This is a genomic window from Burkholderia sp. IO2 (assembly GCF_029522185.1).
GTDB classification, from domain to species: Bacteria; Pseudomonadota; Gammaproteobacteria; order Burkholderiales; family Burkholderiaceae; genus Burkholderia; species Burkholderia cenocepacia.
Window position 1 is genome coordinate 61,770 of sequence record NZ_JAKWFH010000018.1, and the last position, 16,844, is coordinate 78,613.

Annotated in this window: 17 protein-coding genes; 5 read left to right on the forward strand and 12 right to left on the reverse strand. The window is 66.1% G+C overall.

Features of this window, described 5'->3' with window-relative positions:
- Nucleotides 1-142: 142 nt before the first annotated feature.
- On the forward strand, nt 143-1,282 hold the full coding sequence (locus MMB92_RS13950; protein WP_062910900.1) for a PQQ-dependent sugar dehydrogenase: 1,140 nt from the start codon (nt 143-145) through the stop codon (nt 1,280-1,282).
- A gap of 111 nt (nt 1,283-1,393) precedes the next feature.
- A complete protein-coding gene (locus MMB92_RS13955; RefSeq protein ID WP_006486876.1) occupies nt 1,394-1,861 on the forward strand; it encodes a TM2 domain-containing protein in 468 nt (155 codons plus the stop codon).
- A 51-nt stretch (nt 1,862-1,912) separates the two neighbouring features.
- Here MMB92_RS13955 and MMB92_RS13960 read toward each other — a convergent pair whose 3' ends face one another.
- Together MMB92_RS13960 and MMB92_RS13965 are read right to left on the reverse strand one after the other, a co-directional pair.
- On the reverse strand, nt 1,913-3,091 hold the full coding sequence (locus MMB92_RS13960) for a PA0069 family radical SAM protein (protein ID WP_048984663.1): 1,179 nt from the start codon (nt 3,089-3,091) through the stop codon (nt 1,913-1,915).
- Nucleotides 3,092-3,181: 90 nt separating this feature from the next.
- Nucleotides 3,182-3,670, reverse strand: a complete 489-nt coding sequence (locus MMB92_RS13965) for an Lrp/AsnC ligand binding domain-containing protein (RefSeq protein ID WP_012492860.1) — start codon at nt 3,668-3,670, stop codon at nt 3,182-3,184.
- Nucleotides 3,671-3,816: 146 nt separating this feature from the next.
- On the opposite strand from MMB92_RS13965, the gene MMB92_RS13970 reads away from it, so the two are divergent.
- The gene (locus MMB92_RS13970; RefSeq protein ID WP_060263355.1) at nt 3,817-5,103 is read left to right on the forward strand and encodes a D-amino acid dehydrogenase; all 1,287 of its coding nucleotides are present in this window, start codon (nt 3,817-3,819) and stop codon (nt 5,101-5,103) included.
- A gap of 226 nt (nt 5,104-5,329) precedes the next feature.
- Here the strand turns inward: MMB92_RS13970 and MMB92_RS13975 are convergent, their stop codons facing one another.
- From MMB92_RS13975 to MMB92_RS13995, 5 genes are all read right to left on the reverse strand, one after another.
- A complete protein-coding gene (locus MMB92_RS13975) occupies nt 5,330-6,265 on the reverse strand; it encodes an electron transfer flavoprotein subunit alpha/FixB family protein (protein WP_006486854.1) in 936 nt (311 codons plus the stop codon).
- A gap of 16 nt (nt 6,266-6,281) precedes the next feature.
- The gene (locus MMB92_RS13980; protein WP_006496532.1) at nt 6,282-7,031 is read right to left on the reverse strand and encodes an electron transfer flavoprotein subunit beta/FixA family protein; all 750 of its coding nucleotides are present in this window, start codon (nt 7,029-7,031) and stop codon (nt 6,282-6,284) included.
- Between the two features lie 228 nt (nt 7,032-7,259).
- Nucleotides 7,260-8,054: a MetQ/NlpA family ABC transporter substrate-binding protein gene (locus MMB92_RS13985; RefSeq protein WP_048984666.1), complete on the reverse strand. Its 795-nt coding sequence runs from the start codon at nt 8,052-8,054 to the stop codon at nt 7,260-7,262.
- 28 nt (nt 8,055-8,082) lie between these two features.
- Nucleotides 8,083-8,736 carry a methionine ABC transporter permease gene (locus tag MMB92_RS13990; protein WP_006486982.1) on the reverse strand — a complete coding sequence of 218 codons (654 nt, stop codon included), beginning with the start codon at nt 8,734-8,736 and terminating at the stop codon, nt 8,083-8,085.
- A complete protein-coding gene (locus MMB92_RS13995) occupies nt 8,726-9,760 on the reverse strand; it encodes a methionine ABC transporter ATP-binding protein (RefSeq protein ID WP_043205428.1) in 1,035 nt (344 codons plus the stop codon). Before MMB92_RS13995 ends, MMB92_RS13990 begins: the two co-directional genes overlap by 11 nt.
- Nucleotides 9,761-9,976: 216 nt before the next feature.
- Here MMB92_RS13995 and MMB92_RS14000 point away from each other — a divergent pair, with 216 nt between their 5' ends.
- Nucleotides 9,977-10,885 (forward strand): alpha/beta hydrolase, encoded by a 909-nt coding sequence (locus tag MMB92_RS14000; RefSeq protein ID WP_264835629.1) that lies wholly within the window; start codon nt 9,977-9,979, stop codon nt 10,883-10,885.
- A gap of 28 nt (nt 10,886-10,913) precedes the next feature.
- Here the strand turns inward: MMB92_RS14000 and MMB92_RS14005 are convergent, their stop codons facing one another.
- Nucleotides 10,914-11,837: a histone deacetylase family protein gene (locus tag MMB92_RS14005; protein ID WP_006486840.1), complete on the reverse strand. Its 924-nt coding sequence runs from the start codon at nt 11,835-11,837 to the stop codon at nt 10,914-10,916.
- 43 nt (nt 11,838-11,880) lie between these two features.
- On the opposite strand from MMB92_RS14005, the gene mltB reads away from it, so the two are divergent.
- The gene (gene mltB / locus MMB92_RS14010) at nt 11,881-13,224 is read left to right on the forward strand and encodes a lytic murein transglycosylase B (RefSeq protein WP_077021933.1); all 1,344 of its coding nucleotides are present in this window, start codon (nt 11,881-11,883) and stop codon (nt 13,222-13,224) included.
- Between the two features lie 77 nt (nt 13,225-13,301).
- On the opposite strand, the gene cysM is transcribed toward mltB, so the two are convergent.
- From cysM to rfaE1, 4 genes are all read right to left on the reverse strand, one after another.
- Nucleotides 13,302-14,204: a cysteine synthase CysM gene (gene cysM, locus MMB92_RS14015; protein ID WP_012492863.1), complete on the reverse strand. Its 903-nt coding sequence runs from the start codon at nt 14,202-14,204 to the stop codon at nt 13,302-13,304.
- A gap of 209 nt (nt 14,205-14,413) precedes the next feature.
- Nucleotides 14,414-14,761 (reverse strand): helix-hairpin-helix domain-containing protein, encoded by a 348-nt coding sequence (locus MMB92_RS14020; protein WP_006496537.1) that lies wholly within the window; start codon nt 14,759-14,761, stop codon nt 14,414-14,416.
- A gap of 73 nt (nt 14,762-14,834) precedes the next feature.
- Nucleotides 14,835-15,827, reverse strand: a complete 993-nt coding sequence (gene rfaD / locus MMB92_RS14025) for an ADP-glyceromanno-heptose 6-epimerase (RefSeq protein ID WP_196445938.1) — start codon at nt 15,825-15,827, stop codon at nt 14,835-14,837.
- A 64-nt stretch (nt 15,828-15,891) separates the two neighbouring features.
- Nucleotides 15,892-16,842: a D-glycero-beta-D-manno-heptose-7-phosphate kinase gene (gene rfaE1 / locus MMB92_RS14030; RefSeq protein WP_006486931.1), complete on the reverse strand. Its 951-nt coding sequence runs from the start codon at nt 16,840-16,842 to the stop codon at nt 15,892-15,894.
- Between the last annotated feature and the right edge of the window lie 2 nt (nt 16,843-16,844).

The following is a 16,844-nucleotide window of genomic DNA, read 5'->3' on the forward strand; positions in this document are numbered from 1 at the left end:
TCGGGAAAACCGGGTTCGAAACTACTGAAACACGCGATTATAGCCGGAAACCAGAGGTACAACAAACACTTACGCGTAAAAATCCGCGGACGGCCCGTCCGCCGGGCCTACAATCGTCGTGTCCAGGACGCTCCCGACCGTCATGTTGCCCCTTCGCGCCGCCCTCGTGCGCCGCGCACGGCGCCCATTCGCGGCGCTGCTTGCCGGCCTTGCCTGCTCCGTGTCCGCGCCGGCGTTTACCGCGCCGCTGCCGGTGAACGAACTCGTCGTGCCGCCCGGCTTCCACGTGGACGTGCTGACCGACGCCGTACCGGCCGCGCGCGAAATGGCGTGGTCGCCGCGCGGCATCCTGTATGTCGGCACACGAGACGGCCGCGTCCACGCGTTCGTCATGCACGAGGGCCGGATCAGCGCGCGCTACGTCGTCGCGTCCGGGCTCGACATGCCCGTCGGCGTCGCCTACCGCGACGGCGCTCTCTATATATCCGCCGTGTCGCGCATCGTGCGCATCGACCATATCGACGACCGGCTCGCCAGACCGCCCGCCCCTGTCGTGGTGACCGACGCGCTGCCGACCGACCACCATCACGGCTGGAAATTCATCGCGTTCGGCCCCGACGGCAAGCTGTACGTGCCGACCGGCGCACCGTGCAACGCCTGCCTCGCCGATCGCAACCGCTACGCGATCATCGCGCGAATGAACGCCGACGGCAGCGGACGCGAAGTGGTCGCCCGCGGCATACGCAATACGGTCGGCTTTGCATGGCACCCCGATTCGGGCGAGCTGTGGTTCACCGACAACGGGCGCGACATGATGGGCGACGACGTACCCGACGACAAGCTGAACCGCGCGCCCCGCGCCGGCCTCGACTTCGGCTTTCCCTACTGCCACGGCGGCGATACACCCGACCCCGAATTCGGCAGCGCCGAGGTTTGCCGCCGTTACGTGCCGCCCGTCCTGAAACTCGGCGCGCACGTCGCGGCGCTCGGGATGCGCTTCTATACCGGGCCGATGTTTCCGGCGTCGTATCGCAATAATGTCTTCATTGCCGAACACGGCTCGTGGAACCGCAGCACGAAGGTCGGCTACCGCGTGATGCGCGTGGTCGTCTCGGCGGACGGCAGCCATGCACGCCAGACGCCGTTCGTTACCGGCTGGCTGCGACCCGACGGCACGGTATGGGGACGCCCGGCCGATGTACTGCCGCTGCCGGACGGCTCGCTGCTCGTCAGCGACGATTACGCAGGCGCGATCTATCGCGTGACCTATGCGGCACCTTGACGCAGGCGAGGGGTGACCGGGCCCGACCGGGCATCGTAGAATGCGTGCCGGGCCGCGCGCCCGCGCCGGCCTGCCGGCCCCGCCCATGCCAACGACAAGACGCCGCCATCCATGTCCAGCAGCACCGCATCGCCCCGCCGCTTCCGCTCCAAGACGCTCACCGCCGCCCTCGCGTTCCTGCTCGGATCGCTCGGCGCGCACCGCTTCTATCTGTACGGCTTTCGCGACGTGTACGGCTGGGCCCACCTGCTCGCGACGATCGTCGGCATCCCGGGCTTCCTCCTGCTCGCGGCTACCCAGCGCAGCGCCGGCCTCGGCTGGTGGCTCGCGGTCCCCGGCGCAATCTCGCTGCTGGCGGCGTTCCTCGCCGCACTCGTCTACGGGCTGCGTCCCGACGAAAAATGGGATGCGCAATTCAACGCGGACACCGGCAAGCACAGCAAGTCGGGCTGGACCGTGATCTTCGTCGTGATCTTCTCGCTGCTGATCGGCGCGTTCCTGTTGATGACCGCGCTCGCGCTGTCGTTCCAGACTTACTTCGAATCGCAGGTCGAAGCAGCCAAGCAGATTTCGCAGTAAGCACCACCGATACGGTCGATACGGCACACCGGCAACCGTATCGCTCGTCCATCAGAACAGGCTCAACTGCATGTCGTCGCGCGGCTTCGCGCCGGCTGAGCGAACCGCAACACGCGGCGCCGGCACCGCAGCGGCCGGCGCCCCGCTGAACCGCGACAGATCGAGAATGCCGTTCGTGCGCTCGTTCAACCCGAGCCGCTTGACCGCCTGACGGAAGCGCTGCCGCAACAGGTCGGCCCAGATCCCCTCGCCCTTCATCCGTTTCGAGAAATCCGAGTCGTAATCCTTGCCGCCGCGCATGTCGCGCACGCGGTTCATCACGCGCTCCGCACGATCGGGAAAATGCGCGGCAAGCCAGCTCTTGAACAGCGGCGCGACCTCCCACGGCAACCTCAGGATGATGTAGCTCGCATGCGTCGCACCGGCTTCCGCGCACGCCTCCAGCACGCGCTCCATGTCCGGCTCGGTCACGAACGGAATCACCGGCGCGATGCTCACGCCGACCGGCACGCCCGCATCGCGCAGCGCGCGGATCGTGCGCAACCGCCGCGCCGGCGTGGCCGCGCGCGGCTCGAGCGTGCGCGCGAGTTCGGCATCGAGCGTCGTGATCGTGACCGCCGCCATCACCTGCCCGCGTTCGGCCATCGGCGCAAGCAGGTCGAGATCGCGCTCGATCAGCGACGATTTCGTGATCGCCGCGAACGGCAGGCCGCGATCGTGCATCACCTGGATCACGCTGCGCGTGATGCGCAGGTCGCGCTCGACCGGCTGGTATGCGTCGGTGTTGACGCCGAGCGCGATCGGCTCCGGCACGTAGCGCTTGCGGGAAATCTCGCGTTCGAGCAGCTCGGCCGCGTTCACCTTCGCGTAGATGCGGCTTTCGAAATCGAGCCCCGGCGACAGCCCGAGATAGCTGTGCGTCGGTCGCGCGAAACAGTAGATACAACCGTGCTCGCAACCGCGATACGGATTGAGCGACACGCTGAACGGAATATCGGGCGACTGGTTGTGCGTCAGGATGCTCTTCGCCCGCTCCTCGAATACCTGCGTGCGCAGCGGCGCGGGGAAATCGGCATCGTCGGACTCGTGCGTCCAGCCGTCGTCCACCGCTTCGCGCTGCGCGAGTTCATACCGCCCCTGCAGGTTGTCGACCGCACCGCGCCCCTTGCGGGGCACGGGCGGCGCTATCGGAAATTCGTTGTCGGACCGATCGTCCATGTGCCCACCCATTCGCCTGCGCCCAATACTGTACATTTATACAGTATTGGGCGCAGCATGCCAAGGGCGGGATAAAGGGCCCGGCAACGGGCCGCCGGCACGTCATTCGCCGACGGCGATCGTCAGCGTTTCCTTGATTTCTTCCATCACGACGTAGCTCTTCGACTGCACGGCGCCGGGCAACTGCAGCAGGATGTCGCCGAGCAGCTTGCGGTAGTCGGCCATCTCGCCGATCCGCGCCTTGATCAGATAGTCGAAATCGCCGGAGACGAGATGGCATTCGAGCACCTCGTCGATCTTCATCACTTCCCGGCGGAATTGCTCGAACATGTTGCCGCCCTTGTGGCCGAGCGTGATCTCGACGAACACCAGCAGCGCGGCGCCCAGCTGGCCCGGGTCGACCCGCGCGTGATAACCGGTGATCACGCCGTCGCGCTCCATGCGCCGCACACGCTCGATACACGGCGTGACGGTCAGGCCGACCTGTTCCGCAAGGTCTTTCATCGCCATCCGGCCGTCGTCCTGGAGCAGTTTCAGGATGCGTCGGTCGAGCTTGTCGAGCGAGCGTACGGGCTGACGTTGCGTTCTCATTTGTTTATGCTGAAAATCGAAAAAATACGATAACAAAAACTGCACATTCGACAATACCATAGCTCAAAAAACTAGATCAGCTAGAGGTTACACGGAGCCGCAGGGTGCGCCCGGCCTCAACCTGGTCCCTTCCATCTGGAGCAGCTATGCGAGTCGTCATTCTGGGCAGCGGTGTGGTGGGCGTGGCAAGCGCGTATTACCTCGCGCGCGCCGGCCATGAAGTCACGGTGATCGACCGGGAAGCCGGCCCGGCGCTGGAGACGAGCTTCGCGAACGCAGGCCAGATCTCGCCCGGCTATGCCGCGCCGTGGGCCGCGCCCGGCGTGCCGCTGAAGGCGGTCAAGTGGATGTTCGAAAAGCACGCGCCGCTCGCGATCCGCCTCGACGGCACGCGCTTCCAGCTCCAGTGGATGTATCAGATGCTGCGCAACTGCACGGCCGAGCGCTATGCAGTCAACAAGGGCCGCATGGTCCGTCTCGCCGAATACAGCCGCGACTGCCTGCAGGCGCTGCGTGCCGATACCGGTATCCAGTACGAAGGCCGCACGGGCGGCACGCTGCAACTGTTCCGCACGCAGCAGCAGCTCGACGGCGCGGCGAAGGACATCGCCGTGCTGCAGGAAGCGAACGTGCCGTTCGAACTGCTGTCGCCGGCCGAACTGAAAAAGGCCGAACCGGCGCTCGCCGCCGTCTCGCACAAGCTGACGGGCGGCCTGCGCCTGCCGGGCGACGAAACGGGCGATTGCCAGCTGTTCACGACGCGCCTCGCCGCGCTCGCCGAATCGCTTGGCGTCAAGTTCCGCTACAACACGCCGATCGATGCGCTCGCGATCGCGGGCGGCAAGATCGCCGGCGTGCAGTGCGGCAGCGAGACGGTACGCGCGGACGCGTACGTCGTCGCGCTCGGCTCGTACTCGACGAACTTCATCTCGAACCTGATGAAGATTCCGGTCTATCCGCTCAAGGGTTATTCGATCACCGCGCCGATCGTCAACGAAGCCGCCGCGCCCGTGTCGACCGTGCTCGACGAGACCTACAAGATCGCGATCACGCGCTTCGACCAGCGCATCCGCGTCGGCGGCATGGCGGAAATCGTCGGCTTCGACAAGAAGCTGCGCGCGGCACGCCGCGAAACGCTGGAGATGTGCGTGAACGACCTGTTCCCGGGCGGCGGCGACACGTCGAAGGCGACGTTCTGGACAGGCCTGCGCCCGATGACGCCGGACGGCACGCCGATCGTCGGCCGCACGCCGGTGTCGAACCTGTTCCTGAACACCGGCCACGGCACGCTCGGCTGGACGATGTCGTGCGGCTCGGGCCAACTGCTCGCGGACCTGATCTCGGGCAAGATGCCCGCGATCCAGGCCGACGACCTGTCGGTGCATCGTTACCTGAAGGACGTGCCCGGCCAGACGCGCCCGGCATACGCGTAAGTCGGAACGGCCCGCGGCGATGCGGGCCCGTTGCATCAGCGAGAAAGGCGCCCGAGGGCGCCTTTCTCTTTTGGGCGACTGCGAGCGTGCGAGCGCCGCTCGGCACGAGACGATCGCGGATCATCCAGGCGCACGCCGCTCGCGCCTCTTCCGCGATGACACAACAAAAAGGGGCGCTCGTCGCGCCCCTCTTCTCGTGTGCTTACCGCTGAAGAATCACACCGCGTCAGCCGAGCTCGGTCACGAGTTCCGGCACGAGCGCGAACAGATCGCCGACGAGGCCGTAATCGGCCACGCTGAAGATCGGTGCTTCGGGATCCTTGTTGATCGCGACGATCACCTTCGAATCCTTCATGCCGGCCAGGTGCTGGATCGCACCCGAAATGCCGACCGCGATGTACAGCTGCGGCGCGACGATCTTGCCGGTCTGGCCGACCTGGTAGTCGTTCGGCACGTAGCCGGCGTCGACTGCCGCGCGCGATGCGCCGAGCGCTGCCGACAGCTTGTCGGCCAGCGGCTCCAGCACCTTCGTGTAGTTCTCGCCGCTGCCCAGGCCGCGGCCGCCCGACACGATGATGCTCGCCGACGTCAGTTCCGGACGGTCCAGCTTCGTCACTTCGCGGCTCACGAACTGCGACTTGCCGGCGTCGGCCGCCGCTTCGATCTTGTCGACCGCCGCGCTGCCGCCTTCCGCCGCCACCGGATCGAAGCCCGTTGCACGCACCGTGATGACCTTGATCGGGTCGCTCGACTGCACCGTCGCGATCGCGTTACCCGCGTAGATCGGGCGCTCGAACGTGTCGGCCGAATCGACTGCCGTGATGTCCGAGATCTGCGCGACGTCCAGCTTCGCCGCGATACGCGGCGCGATGTTCTTGCCGTAGGCCGTCGCCGGCGCGAGGATGTGCGAGTAGTCCTTCGCGATGTTCAGCGCGGTCGCTTCGACGTTTTCCGCCAGGCCTTCGGCCAGTTGCGGCGCGTCGGCCAGCAGCACCTTCGACACGCCTGCGATCTTCGCTGCAGCGTCTGCCGCCGCTTGCGCGTTGTGGCCCGCGACCAGCACGTGGATGTCACCACCGATCTTCGCTGCCGCCGCCACCGTGTTCAGCGTCGCGGCCTTGATCGACGCGTTGTCGTGTTCTGCAATCACCAGAATCGTCATTTCTTTCCGCTCCCTCTTACAGCACCTTGGCTTCGGTCTTCAGCTTCTCGACCAGCGTCTTCACGTCCGGCACCTTCACGCCGGCTGCGCGCTTCGGCGGCTCGACCACCTTCAGCGTCTTCAGGCGCGGTGCGACGTCCACACCGAGGTCTTCCGGCTTCACGGTTTCCAGCGGCTTCTTCTTCGCCTTCATGATGTTCGGCAGCGTCACGTAGCGCGGCTCGTTCAGGCGCAGGTCGGTCGTCACAACCGCCGGCAGCGTCAGCGACAGCGTTTCCGCGCCGCCGTCGACTTCGCGCGCCACCGTCGCCTTGCCGTCGGCCACCGTCACCTTCGACGCGAACGTCGCTTGCGGCAAGCCTGCCAGCGCGGCCAGCATCTGGCCCGTCTGGTTCGAATCGTCGTCGATCGCCTGCTTGCCGAGGATCACGAGTTGCGGCTGTTCCTTGTCGACCAGCGCCTTCAGGATCTTCGCGACGGCCAGCGGCTCGACGCTGTCGTTCGACTCGACGAGGATCGCGCGATCCGCGCCGATCGCCAGCGCCGTGCGCAGCGTTTCCTGCGCTTGCGTGACGCCCACCGACACCGCGATCACTTCGGTCGCGACACCCGCTTCCTTCAGGCGCACGGCTTCTTCAACGGCGATTTCGTCGAACGGGTTCATCGACATCTTCACGTTCGCGATGTCGACGCCCGTGTTGTCCGACTTCACGCGGACCTTCACGTTGTAATCGACCACTCTTTTCACTGGCACCAGGATTTTCATGCACACGCTCCAAAGTTACGAATACGACCAGAGGCCATTTTATAGCGAGGCCTCATGACTGCGCGGCCAGGCGGACCCAACCATGATGGTTGTCGAGGATACCGCTTCTTGGCGACGCGCCAATGATAGCGAACGGTCGTTCTATTTTAAAAGAGAAAAAACCCGGACGCAAAGCCCGGGTTTTCGATCATCGACTCTAATCCCGCCGGGCATCCCGTGCTTCGCCCGTTACCAGGCGGCGATGACCGCGCCGCCGAACTTGCCTTCGATGAACTGCTTCACGTCGGCCGAGTGATACGCCGCAATCAGCTTCGCGACCCACGGCTTGTTCCGGTCCGTCTCGCGAATCGCGAGGATGTTCGCGTACGGACCGTTCGGGCCCTCGATCGCGATCGCGTCCTGTTTCGGCTTCAACCCCGCTTCCATCGCGTAGTTGGTGTTGATCGCGGCCGCGTCGACGTCGCCGAGCGAGCGCGGGATCTGCGCCGCGTCGAGCTCGACGATCTTCAGCTTGCGCGGATTGTCGACGATATCGAGCGGCGTCGCTTTCAGCCCCGCATCCGCGCGCAGCTTCAGCAGCCCCTGCTTCTGCAGCAACAGCAGCGCGCGACCGCCGTTGGTCGGATCGTTCGGAACGGCGATGCGCGCGCCCGGCTTCAGTTCGGCCAGCGACTTCACGCGCTTCGAATAGATGCCCATCGGGAACGTGACGGTATCCGCGACCTTGATCAGCTTGTAGCCGCGATCCTTCACCTGCGCCTGCAGATACGGATCGTGCTGGTAGCTGTTCGCGTCGAGATCGCCCGACGCGAGCGCGGCGTTCGGCTGCACGTAGTCGGAGAATTCGACGATGCGGATCTCCAGGCCGCCCTTCGCCGCGACCTGCTTCACCACTTCCATGATCTGCGCGTGCGGGCCGCCCGTCACGCCCACCTTGATGGCTTCGGCCCGGGCGTGCGCGCCCGCGAACAGTGCGGCCGCGCCCAGCGCCGCGGCAAATTTCAGCATGAAGCGTCGTTGCATCGTGTCTCCCCTATCGGATCGGTCTGTCTTATTTGTGGCTCAGCCGGCGCACCAGCCAGTCGCCGAACGATTGCACGATCTGCACGAACACGATCAGGATCGCGACGACCGTCCACATCACTTCCGGCAAATAGCGCTGGTAACCGTAGCGGATGCCGAGATCGCCGAGACCGCCGCCGCCGATCGCACCCGCCATCGCCGAATAGCCGACCAGCGACACGAACGTGATCGTCAGGCCCGCGACGACGCCCGGCAGCGATTCGGGCAACAGCACCTTGAATACGATCTGCGACGTGGTCGCGCCCATCGATTGCGCGGCCTCGATCAGCCCGCGGTCGACTTCACGCAGCGCCGTTTCGACGAGACGCGCGATGAACGGCGCGGCCGCGAGTGTCAGCGGCACGACCGCCGCGGCCGTGCCGATCGACGAACCGGTGACGAGCCGCGTGAACGGAATCACCGCGACGAGCAGGATGATGAACGGCGTCGAGCGGACGGCGTTCACGATGCCGCCGAGCACGCGATTCACCGCGAGGTTCTGCAGCACGCCCTGGCGATCGGTCAGGTAAAGCAGCACGCCGAGCGGCAGGCCGACGAGCGCGCCGACCGCTCCGGAGATGCCGACCATGATCAGCGTCTCCCAGAACGACTGCACGAACATATCGAACATCTCACTCAACATACGAAAGCTCCTCTACCACCACGCCTTGCTCGCGCAGGAACGCGAGCGCCTGTCCGACCTTGCCCGGCTCGCCGCCCGCGAGCACCGCGAGCGAACCGAATGCCTGCCCCTGGATCTCGTCGATCTGGCCATGCAGGATGTTGAAATCGAGTTCGTACCGGCGGATCGTCTCCGACAGGATCGGCTGGTCGACCCCCGAGCCCGTGAAGGCGAGCCGCAGCAGATGGCCGCTGCCCGTCTTCAGCCGCTCGGCCACGCGCGCCTTCAGCGCGGGCGGCAGCTCCTGCGCGATCACGTCGCCGATCAGCGCGCGCGTCACTTCGTGATGCGGCTGCAGGAACACGTCGATCACGCGACCTTCCTCGACCACGCGTCCCGCATCGAGCACCGCGACGCGATCGCAGACCTGCTTGATCACTTCCATCTGGTGCGTGATCAGCACGATCGTCAGGCCGAGCTCGCGGTTGATGCGCTTCAGCAGGTCGAGGATCGAACGCGTGGTTTCGGGATCGAGCGCGGACGTCGCTTCATCCGACAGCAGTACCTTCGGCTGGCTCGCCAGCGCGCGGGCGATGCCGACGCGCTGCTTCTGGCCGCCGCTGATCTGCGACGGATAGCGATCCTTCTGCGCGGACAGCCCGACCAGATCGAGCAGCGGCAGCACGGCGGCTTCGATGTCGGCACGGCTCGCACCGGCCAGTTCGAGCGGCAGCGCGACGTTGTCGAACACCGTGCGCGACGACAGCAGGTTGAAGTGCTGGAAGATCATGCCGATCTCGCGGCGTGCCTCGCGCAGCGCACCGGCCGACAGCAGCATCAGGTCGCGCCCGCCGACGACGACATTGCCTTCGGTCGGCCGCGTGAGCAGGTTGATGGTGCGCACGAGCGTGCTCTTGCCGGCGCCGCTTCGGCCGATGATGCCGAACACCTCGCCTTGCGGGATCGTCAGGTTGACGTTGCGCAGCGCATCGACCCAGCCGCCCGGGCCGGGGAAACGCTGCGAGAGATTGCGTAATTCGATCATGTAAACAAAACGGCGGCCGGCCGGCGAGTTGGCCCGCCAGTCGGCCGCCGATGCATCTGGAATAACCGGCGATTTTACCGCAAACCCCTCATTCCCCTTAATAATCGATTTCGATCTTTTCATAACCGGACGAAATTAGAGGGGCGCCGCTGGGCCCGCGCGGGAAGGCCGCGTCTATGATCCGGAACACCGACCAACGAACAGGGGACACGCCAGATGAGTATCACCACCACGCCGGCCGCCGCACCCGCCGCCACCGGATCGGCACCCGCGCCGCGCATGGGCCGGCTGCATACCGCGGACGGGCTCGAACTGGCGTCGTACCGCTGGCCGGCCGGCGACGGCACCGCGCCGCCGCGCGCGACGATCGCGCTGGTGCATGGCCTCGCCGAACACGCGGGCCGCTATGCCGCGCTCGCCGGCCGGCTGAATGCAGCCGGCATCGACGTGCTGGCGATCGATCTGCGCGGGCATGGCCAATCGCCCGGCAAACGCGTGTGGGTCGAGCGCTTCGACGGCTACCTGAACGATGCGGATGCGCTGGTCGCCGAAGCCGCGCGTGGCGATGCGCCGCTGTTCCTGATGGGACACAGCATGGGTGGCGCGGTCGCGGCGCTCTATGCGATCGAACGCGCACCGGCCCGTGGCCATGGACTGACAGGCCTCGTGCTGTCGAGTCCGGCGCTCGCGCCGGGGCGCGACGTGCCGCGCTGGATGCTTGCGGTCAGCCGCGTCATCAGCCGGGTGTGCCCCACGTTCCCCGCGATCAGGATCGATGCGGCGCTGCTGTCGCGCGATCCGGCCGTCGTCGCCGCCAATCGCGCCGATCCGCTCGTGCATCACGGCGCGGTGCCCGCCCGCACCGGCGCGGAGATTCTCGACGCGATGGCGCGCATCGAGAATGGCCGCGGCGCGCTGCGGGTACCGGTGCTCGTCTATCACGGCACCGAGGACAAGCTGACCGAACCCGACGGCAGTCGCGCGTTCGGCGCGCGCGTCGGCTCGCCCGACCGTACGCTGACGCTGTACGAAGGCGGTTTCCACGAAACGATGAACGATCTCGAACGCGATCGCGTGATCGACGCGCTGATCGCGTGGATTCATGCGCGCGTGCCGGCGCACTGAACACGCCGGCCCGCCGGTCAAGCGGAAATCAGATCCCGGCCAGCACGCGCAGGTGCGCGACCACGCTGCGCCCGAGCGCGGACAGGTTGTAGCCGCCTTCGAGGCAACTGACGATGCGGCCCTGCGCATGCCGGCGCGCCACGTCGACGATCTGCGCGGTCAGCCATTCGAAGTCGGCCTCGACGAGGCCGAGATTGCCGATGTCGTCCTCGCGATGCGCATCGAAGCCGGCCGACACGAACAGCATCTGCGGCTTGAACGCGTCGAGACGCGGCAGCCAGAACATGTCGACCGCTTCGCGGATCGCCATCCCGTTGCTGCGGGCGGGCATCGGCAGGTTGACCATGTTCGGCGCCTGATGATCGACGCCCGAGAACGGATACAGCGGATGCTGGAAGAAGCTGCACATCAGCACGCGCTCGTCGTTCGCGAACGCCGCCTCGGTGCCGTTGCCGTGATGCACGTCGAAATCGATGATCGCGACACGCTCGATGCCGTGTACGTCGAGCGCATGCCGCGCGGCGATCGCGACGTTGTTGAAGAAGCAGAAGCCCATCGCGCGCGCCGGCTCCGCATGGTGACCGGGCGGACGGACGCCGCAGAACGCATTCGCATAGCGGCCTTCGATCACCGCGTCGGTCGCCGCGATCGCCGCGCCGGCCGCGCGCAGTGCCGCGCGCCACGTGTCGCGATTCATCAGCGTATCGGGATCGATCTCGACGTAACCGTCGACCGGCGTCATGCTGCGGATGTAGTCGATGTGCGCCTGCGTATGCACGCGGCCCAGCGCGACCTCGCTCGCGAATGGCGCGGTTTCGTGCACGATCAGGTCGTCGATGCGGCTCGCAATCAGTTGATCCTGGATCGCCGACAGGCGGGCCGGACATTCCGGATGCCATTCCCCCATCTCGTGCAGCATGCAGTCGGGGTGCGTGTAGAAAGCGGTTGCCATAAGCTGTCATCCGCGGCGCACGATGCGCCGCAGGTCTCCCTCAATGATGTCCATCGTCTGCCGCGAATTCGCCGCTAACTTACCACAACGGGGGCCAGCTTCGTCCCGGCGCGCCGGATGCGTCGGGTATACTGCGCCGAACACCATCGCCCTGTCCGCCCGCTTCGACATGAATTCCAGCAAGCCTGCCGCCCTTCTCTCCGCGCTGTTCCGTGTTCGCGCTCCGCTCGTCGTCGCTGCCATCGCCGCGGCCCTCGGCACCGCGCCTGCCATGGCGCAGACGCAGCCTGCGAAGTCCGCCGGCACGCTCGTCGCCCAGGCCCAGCCGCAGCAGCCGACACCGCAAGGTCAGACCTTCGAAGAGGAAATCGTTCCACAGCGTTACGCGAGCAACGCGAAGGTCGACGCGTTCATCGACGAGATGGTGAGTCGCAACGGCTTCGATTCGGCGAGCCTGCATGCGCTGTTCTCGCGCGTCAGCTACTCGGCGACGGCCGTCAAGCTCGTGAGGCCGGCCCCGTCGCCGACGGTCAAGAACTGGCGCGTGTATCGCTCGCGCTTCATCGAGCCGATCCGCATCAACGCGGGCGTGAAGTTCTGGAAGGCGAACCAGGCGACGCTGCAGCGCGCATCCGAGCAGTTCGGCGTGCCGCCCGAGGTGATCGTCGGCATCATCGGCGTCGAGACCATCTACGGCCGCTACATGGGCAATTTCCGCGTGCTCGACGCGCTGACGACGCTCACGTTCGACTACCCGGACACGCCGAATCGCGACAGCCGCCAGGCAACCTTCCGCAAGAACCTCGAAGACTTCCTGGTCTGGACCCGCGACAACCAGCTCGACCCGACCACCGTGCTCGGCTCGTACACCGGCGCGATCGGGATTCCGCAGTTCCTGCCGAGCAGCATCCGCGAATATGCGGTCGACTTCGACGGCACGGGCCATGTCGATCTGCGCAGCAGTCCTGTCGATGCGATCGGCAGTGTCGCGAACTACCTGAAGCAGCACGGCTGGGAAACCGACCGCCCGGTGGTCTGGCAGATCACGCCCGACACGGGCAGCCTGGGCATCGCACAGGCCGCCGCCGACGGCCAGCCCGAACCGCACTGGGCGCTGTCGCAACTGCTGCGCGCGGGCATGACGCTGAACGAGCCGACGGTCAACATCACGACCGAAGCCGGCACGCCGGTGACCGTGGTCGACCTGCCGACGCCGGGGCGCGCGACCGAATACATGCTCGGCCTGAAGAACTTCTATGTGCTGACGCGCTACAACCGCAGCTTCTTCTACGCGCTCACCGTGTACCAGCTCGGCGAGGCCGTGAAAGCGCAGATGGAAGCGAGCGGCGCGCTGCAGCCCGCCGCTGGCGAGGCTCAGTCGCAATAAGCGCCGGCCAGCCAAAGAAAAAGCGCCGCACGAGCGGCGCTTTTTTTATCGCGGCGCGAAGCGCGCCTTTCTCTCGCTCAAGCCGGAAACACGCCCGTGGACAGGTAACGGTCGCCGCGATCGCAGACGATGAACACGATCGTCGCATTCTCGACCTGACGCGCGATGCGCATCGCGACTTCGCATGCGCCGCCCGATGAAATCCCCGCGAAGATGCCTTCGACCGCCGCGAGCCGGCGCGCCATCGTTTCCGCCGCGGCCTGGCTCACGTTTTCGACGCGATCGACGCGGCTGCGATCGAAGATGGTCGGCATGTAGGCTTCCGGCCACTTGCGAATGCCCGGAATACGCGAGCCGTCTTCCGGCTGCGCACCGACGATCTCGATCGCCGCATTCTGCTCCTTCAGGTAGCGCGACGTGCCCATGATCGTGCCCGTCGTGCCCATGGCGGACACGAAGTGCGTGACGCGTCCTTCGGTATCGCGCCAGATCTCCGGCCCCGTTGCTTCGTAGTGCGCGATCGGATTGTCGGGGTTGCCGAACTGGTCGAGAATCACGCCCTTGCCTTCGCGCTGCATCTGCTCCGCGAGGTCGCGCGCCAGTTCCATCCCGCCCTTCACCGGCGTCAGGATGATTTCAGCACCATAAGCCGCCATGCTCTGGCGGCGCTCGACCGACAGATCCTCCGGCATGATCAGCACCATCTTGTAGCCGCGGATTGCTGCGGCCATCGCGAGCGCGATGCCCGTGTTGCCGCTCGTCGCCTCGATCAGCGTATCGCCCGGCTTGATGCGCCCGCGCGCCTCGGCCTTGCTGATCATCGACAGCGCCGGGCGATCCTTCACGGAACCGGCCGGATTGTTGCCCTCGAGCTTCGCGAGCACCACGTTGTTGCGAGCGCGAATCTCGTCGTCCGGCAGGCGGACCAGTTGCACGAGCGGCGTATTGCCGATCGTGTCTTCGATAGTTTTGTAAGCCATGGGTATACCGTGAGTACGAGGCCGATCAATCGATCGATTGTAAACCAGCACCGGCACGCGCGCCGGCAACCCCATTGCGCCGATGGAATACGCGTGCCGCGGTTCGTGATCGCGCCGCACGCCGCACCACGCAAAAAACCCGCGGCATGCCGCGGGAAGCCGTCGCAACGACGGCGACTGAAGGAGCGCTTTGTCGCTTGCGTGACGCGTTATTTCTGCGCGGTGCGGGCCGGTGCGGCAGCAGGCTTCGCTGCCGCCGGCTTGCCCGCGGCGGCCGGCGTCGTACCGGCGCCGGCCGCCGCACCGATCGTCAAGCCTTCCTGCTGAAGCCGCTCGACGGTGTGCCCGCCCATGCCTTTCACACGCTTGGCGAGATCGTCCGCATTCCTGAACGGACCGCGTGCGCCGCGCTCGTCGAGAATCGCCTTCGCGCGTGCCGGGCCGATGCCCTTGATGCCGACGAGCGCATCCTCGTTCGCGGTGTTGACGTCGACGGCCGCCCAGGCCGACGCTACTGCGCCGAGCATGACCGCTGCGGCAAACCATTTCCTGAACATGTGCTGGATCTCCGAAGAAAACGGCCGGCGGCTGCCGACCGTGAGACCCAGTCTATCGATGCAACGCGCCGGTTTAAACCTGGCCGGATAGCCAACGCACGTAACGATCGACGCCTTCCTGCACGGTCAGGAACGGTGCGTCGTAGCCAGCCGCGCGCAGTTTCGTCTGGTCGGCCTGCGTGAAGCACTGGTACTTGCCGCGCAGCGCATCGGGGAACGGCACGTACTCGATCAACCCTTGCTCGACCTGCTGCGCAAGCGTCAGCGGCGGCTGGTTGTCGAGCGCGCGCAACGTGTTCACGACCGTCGAAGCGATATCGTTGAACGGCTGCGCCCGGCCCGTGCCGAGATTGAAGATGCCCGACTTATCCGGATGGTCGAAGAAGAACAGATTCACCTTGGTCACGTCCTCGACCGACACGAAATCGCGCGTCTGCTCGCCCGGCGCATAACCGTTGTATTCGCCGAACAGCTTCACCTTGCCTTCCGCGCGGAACTGGTTGAAGTTGTGGAACGCGACCGACGCCATGCGGCCCTTGTGCGTCTCGCGCGGGCCGTACACGTTGAAATAGCGGAAGCCCGCGATCTGGCTCTTCGCGCTCGGCAGCACGCGACGGATCACCTGGTCGAACAGGAACTTCGAATAGCCGTACACGTTCAGCGGCGCCTCGACGTCGCGCTCCTCGACGAAACGCGTCGAGCCGCCGTAGATCGCGGCCGACGATGCATACAGGAACTGCGTGCCCTGCGCGAGGCAGGTATCGAGCACCGCGCGGCTGTAGCGGAAGTTGTTGTCCATCATGTAGCGGCCGTCGGTTTCCATCGTGTCCGAACAGGCGCCTTCATGAAATACCGCGCGTACCTTGCCGAAATCGCCGCGCGCAAAGCGCTCGACGAATTCGGTCTTGTCGAGATAGTCGTCGATCTCGCAATCGACGAGATTGCGAAACTTGTCTGCGCGGGTCAGGTTGTCGACCGCGATGATGCGCGTCTCGCCGCGCTCGTTGAGCGCCTTGACGATGTTCGCGCCGATAAAACCGGCTGCGCCGGTGACGATGAGGGTCATGATCGTCCTGCCTGAAAAGTGCGAGCCCACTCGGGCGACGCGCTCGTCGCGCCGCCGAATGCGCTCAGTGAAACAGTTCGTCGTAATCCACCGTGGCCGTGCCGAGCTTGCCGACCACGATGCCTGCCGCGCGATTCGCGAGCACCACCGCGTCGACGAGCGGCACCCCGGCGCCGAGCATCGTCGCGACCGTCGCGATCACGGTGTCGCCCGCGCCCGACACGTCGAACACTTCGCGCGCGAGCGCCGGCGCATGCAGTTCGCCGCCGGCGGAAAAGAGCGTCATGCCCTCTTCCGAACGGGTGAGCAACAGTGCGTCGATGTCGAGCTCCGCACGCAGATTCGCGACGCGCGCGCGCAGGTCGTCTTCCGATTTCCACTGCCCGACCACCTCGCGCAGTTCCGCGCGATTCGGCGTGATCAGCGATGCGCCGCGATAGCGTGCCCAGTCGTCGCCCTTCGGGTCGACCAGCACCGCCTTGCCCGCCGCACGCGCCTTCTCGATCATCGTCGTGACGTGCGTGAGGCCGCCTTTGGCGTAATCCGACATGAGCACGACGTCGTGCTGCGGCAGCAGCACATCGAAGCGCGCGAGCCCCGCAAGCAATACCTCGTGCGTCGGCATCGCCTCGAAGTCGACGCGCAGCAGTTGCTGCTGGCGCGCGAGCACGCGCAGCTTGATCGTGGTCGGCAGCGCCGGATCGCGCTCGAGATGCGGCGTCACGCCGCTGCTGCCGAGCAACTCGACGATCCGCTCGCCGGGTTCGTCGCAACCGACGACGCACAGCAGCCCGGCCTGGCCGCCGAGCGTCACGGCATTGCGCGCGACGTTGGCCGCGCCGCCGAGCCGCTCCTCCTGACGCTGCACGTGCACGACCGGCACCGGCGCCTCAGGCGAAATGCGGTCGACGTTGCCGAACCAGTAACGGTCGAGCATCACGTCGCCGACGACGAGCACACGCGAGCGCGCGAGTTGCTCGCGCGGCACCGGAACGACTTCGCGAAGAGTATTCATCG

Excerpts from the sequence above, each read along its gene's own strand:
- MMB92_RS13980 (WP_006496532.1), bottom strand. The coding sequence starts at position 7,031 with ATGAAAATCCTGGTGCCAGTGAAAAGAGTGGTCGATTACAACGTGAAG.
- MMB92_RS13985 (WP_048984666.1), bottom strand. The coding sequence starts at position 8,054 with ATGCAACGACGCTTCATGCTGAAATTTGCCGCGGCGCTGGGCGCGGCC.
- MMB92_RS13960 (WP_048984663.1), bottom strand. The coding sequence starts at position 3,091 with ATGGGTGGGCACATGGACGATCGGTCCGACAACGAATTTCCGATAGCG.
- rfaE1 (WP_006486931.1), bottom strand. The coding sequence starts at position 16,842 with ATGAATACTCTTCGCGAAGTCGTTCCGGTGCCGCGCGAGCAACTCGCG.
- MMB92_RS13990 (WP_006486982.1), bottom strand. The coding sequence starts at position 8,736 with ATGTTGAGTGAGATGTTCGATATGTTCGTGCAGTCGTTCTGGGAGACG.
- MMB92_RS14005 (WP_006486840.1), bottom strand. The coding sequence starts at position 11,837 with ATGGCAACCGCTTTCTACACGCACCCCGACTGCATGCTGCACGAGATG.
- MMB92_RS13965 (WP_012492860.1), bottom strand. The coding sequence starts at position 3,670 with ATGAGAACGCAACGTCAGCCCGTACGCTCGCTCGACAAGCTCGACCGA.
- cysM (WP_012492863.1), bottom strand. The coding sequence starts at position 14,204 with ATGGCTTACAAAACTATCGAAGACACGATCGGCAATACGCCGCTCGTG.
- mltB (WP_077021933.1), top strand. The coding sequence starts at position 11,881 with ATGATGTCCATCGTCTGCCGCGAATTCGCCGCTAACTTACCACAACGG.
- MMB92_RS13995 (WP_043205428.1), bottom strand. The coding sequence starts at position 9,760 with ATGATCGAATTACGCAATCTCTCGCAGCGTTTCCCCGGCCCGGGCGGC.
- rfaD (WP_196445938.1), bottom strand. The coding sequence starts at position 15,827 with ATGACCCTCATCGTCACCGGCGCAGCCGGTTTTATCGGCGCGAACATC.
- MMB92_RS13970 (WP_060263355.1), top strand. The coding sequence starts at position 3,817 with ATGCGAGTCGTCATTCTGGGCAGCGGTGTGGTGGGCGTGGCAAGCGCG.
- MMB92_RS13950 (WP_062910900.1), top strand. The coding sequence starts at position 143 with ATGTTGCCCCTTCGCGCCGCCCTCGTGCGCCGCGCACGGCGCCCATTC.
- MMB92_RS14020 (WP_006496537.1), bottom strand. The coding sequence starts at position 14,761 with ATGTTCAGGAAATGGTTTGCCGCAGCGGTCATGCTCGGCGCAGTAGCG.
- MMB92_RS13955 (WP_006486876.1), top strand. The coding sequence starts at position 1,394 with ATGTCCAGCAGCACCGCATCGCCCCGCCGCTTCCGCTCCAAGACGCTC.
- MMB92_RS14000 (WP_264835629.1), top strand. The coding sequence starts at position 9,977 with ATGAGTATCACCACCACGCCGGCCGCCGCACCCGCCGCCACCGGATCG.
- MMB92_RS13975 (WP_006486854.1), bottom strand. The coding sequence starts at position 6,265 with ATGACGATTCTGGTGATTGCAGAACACGACAACGCGTCGATCAAGGCC.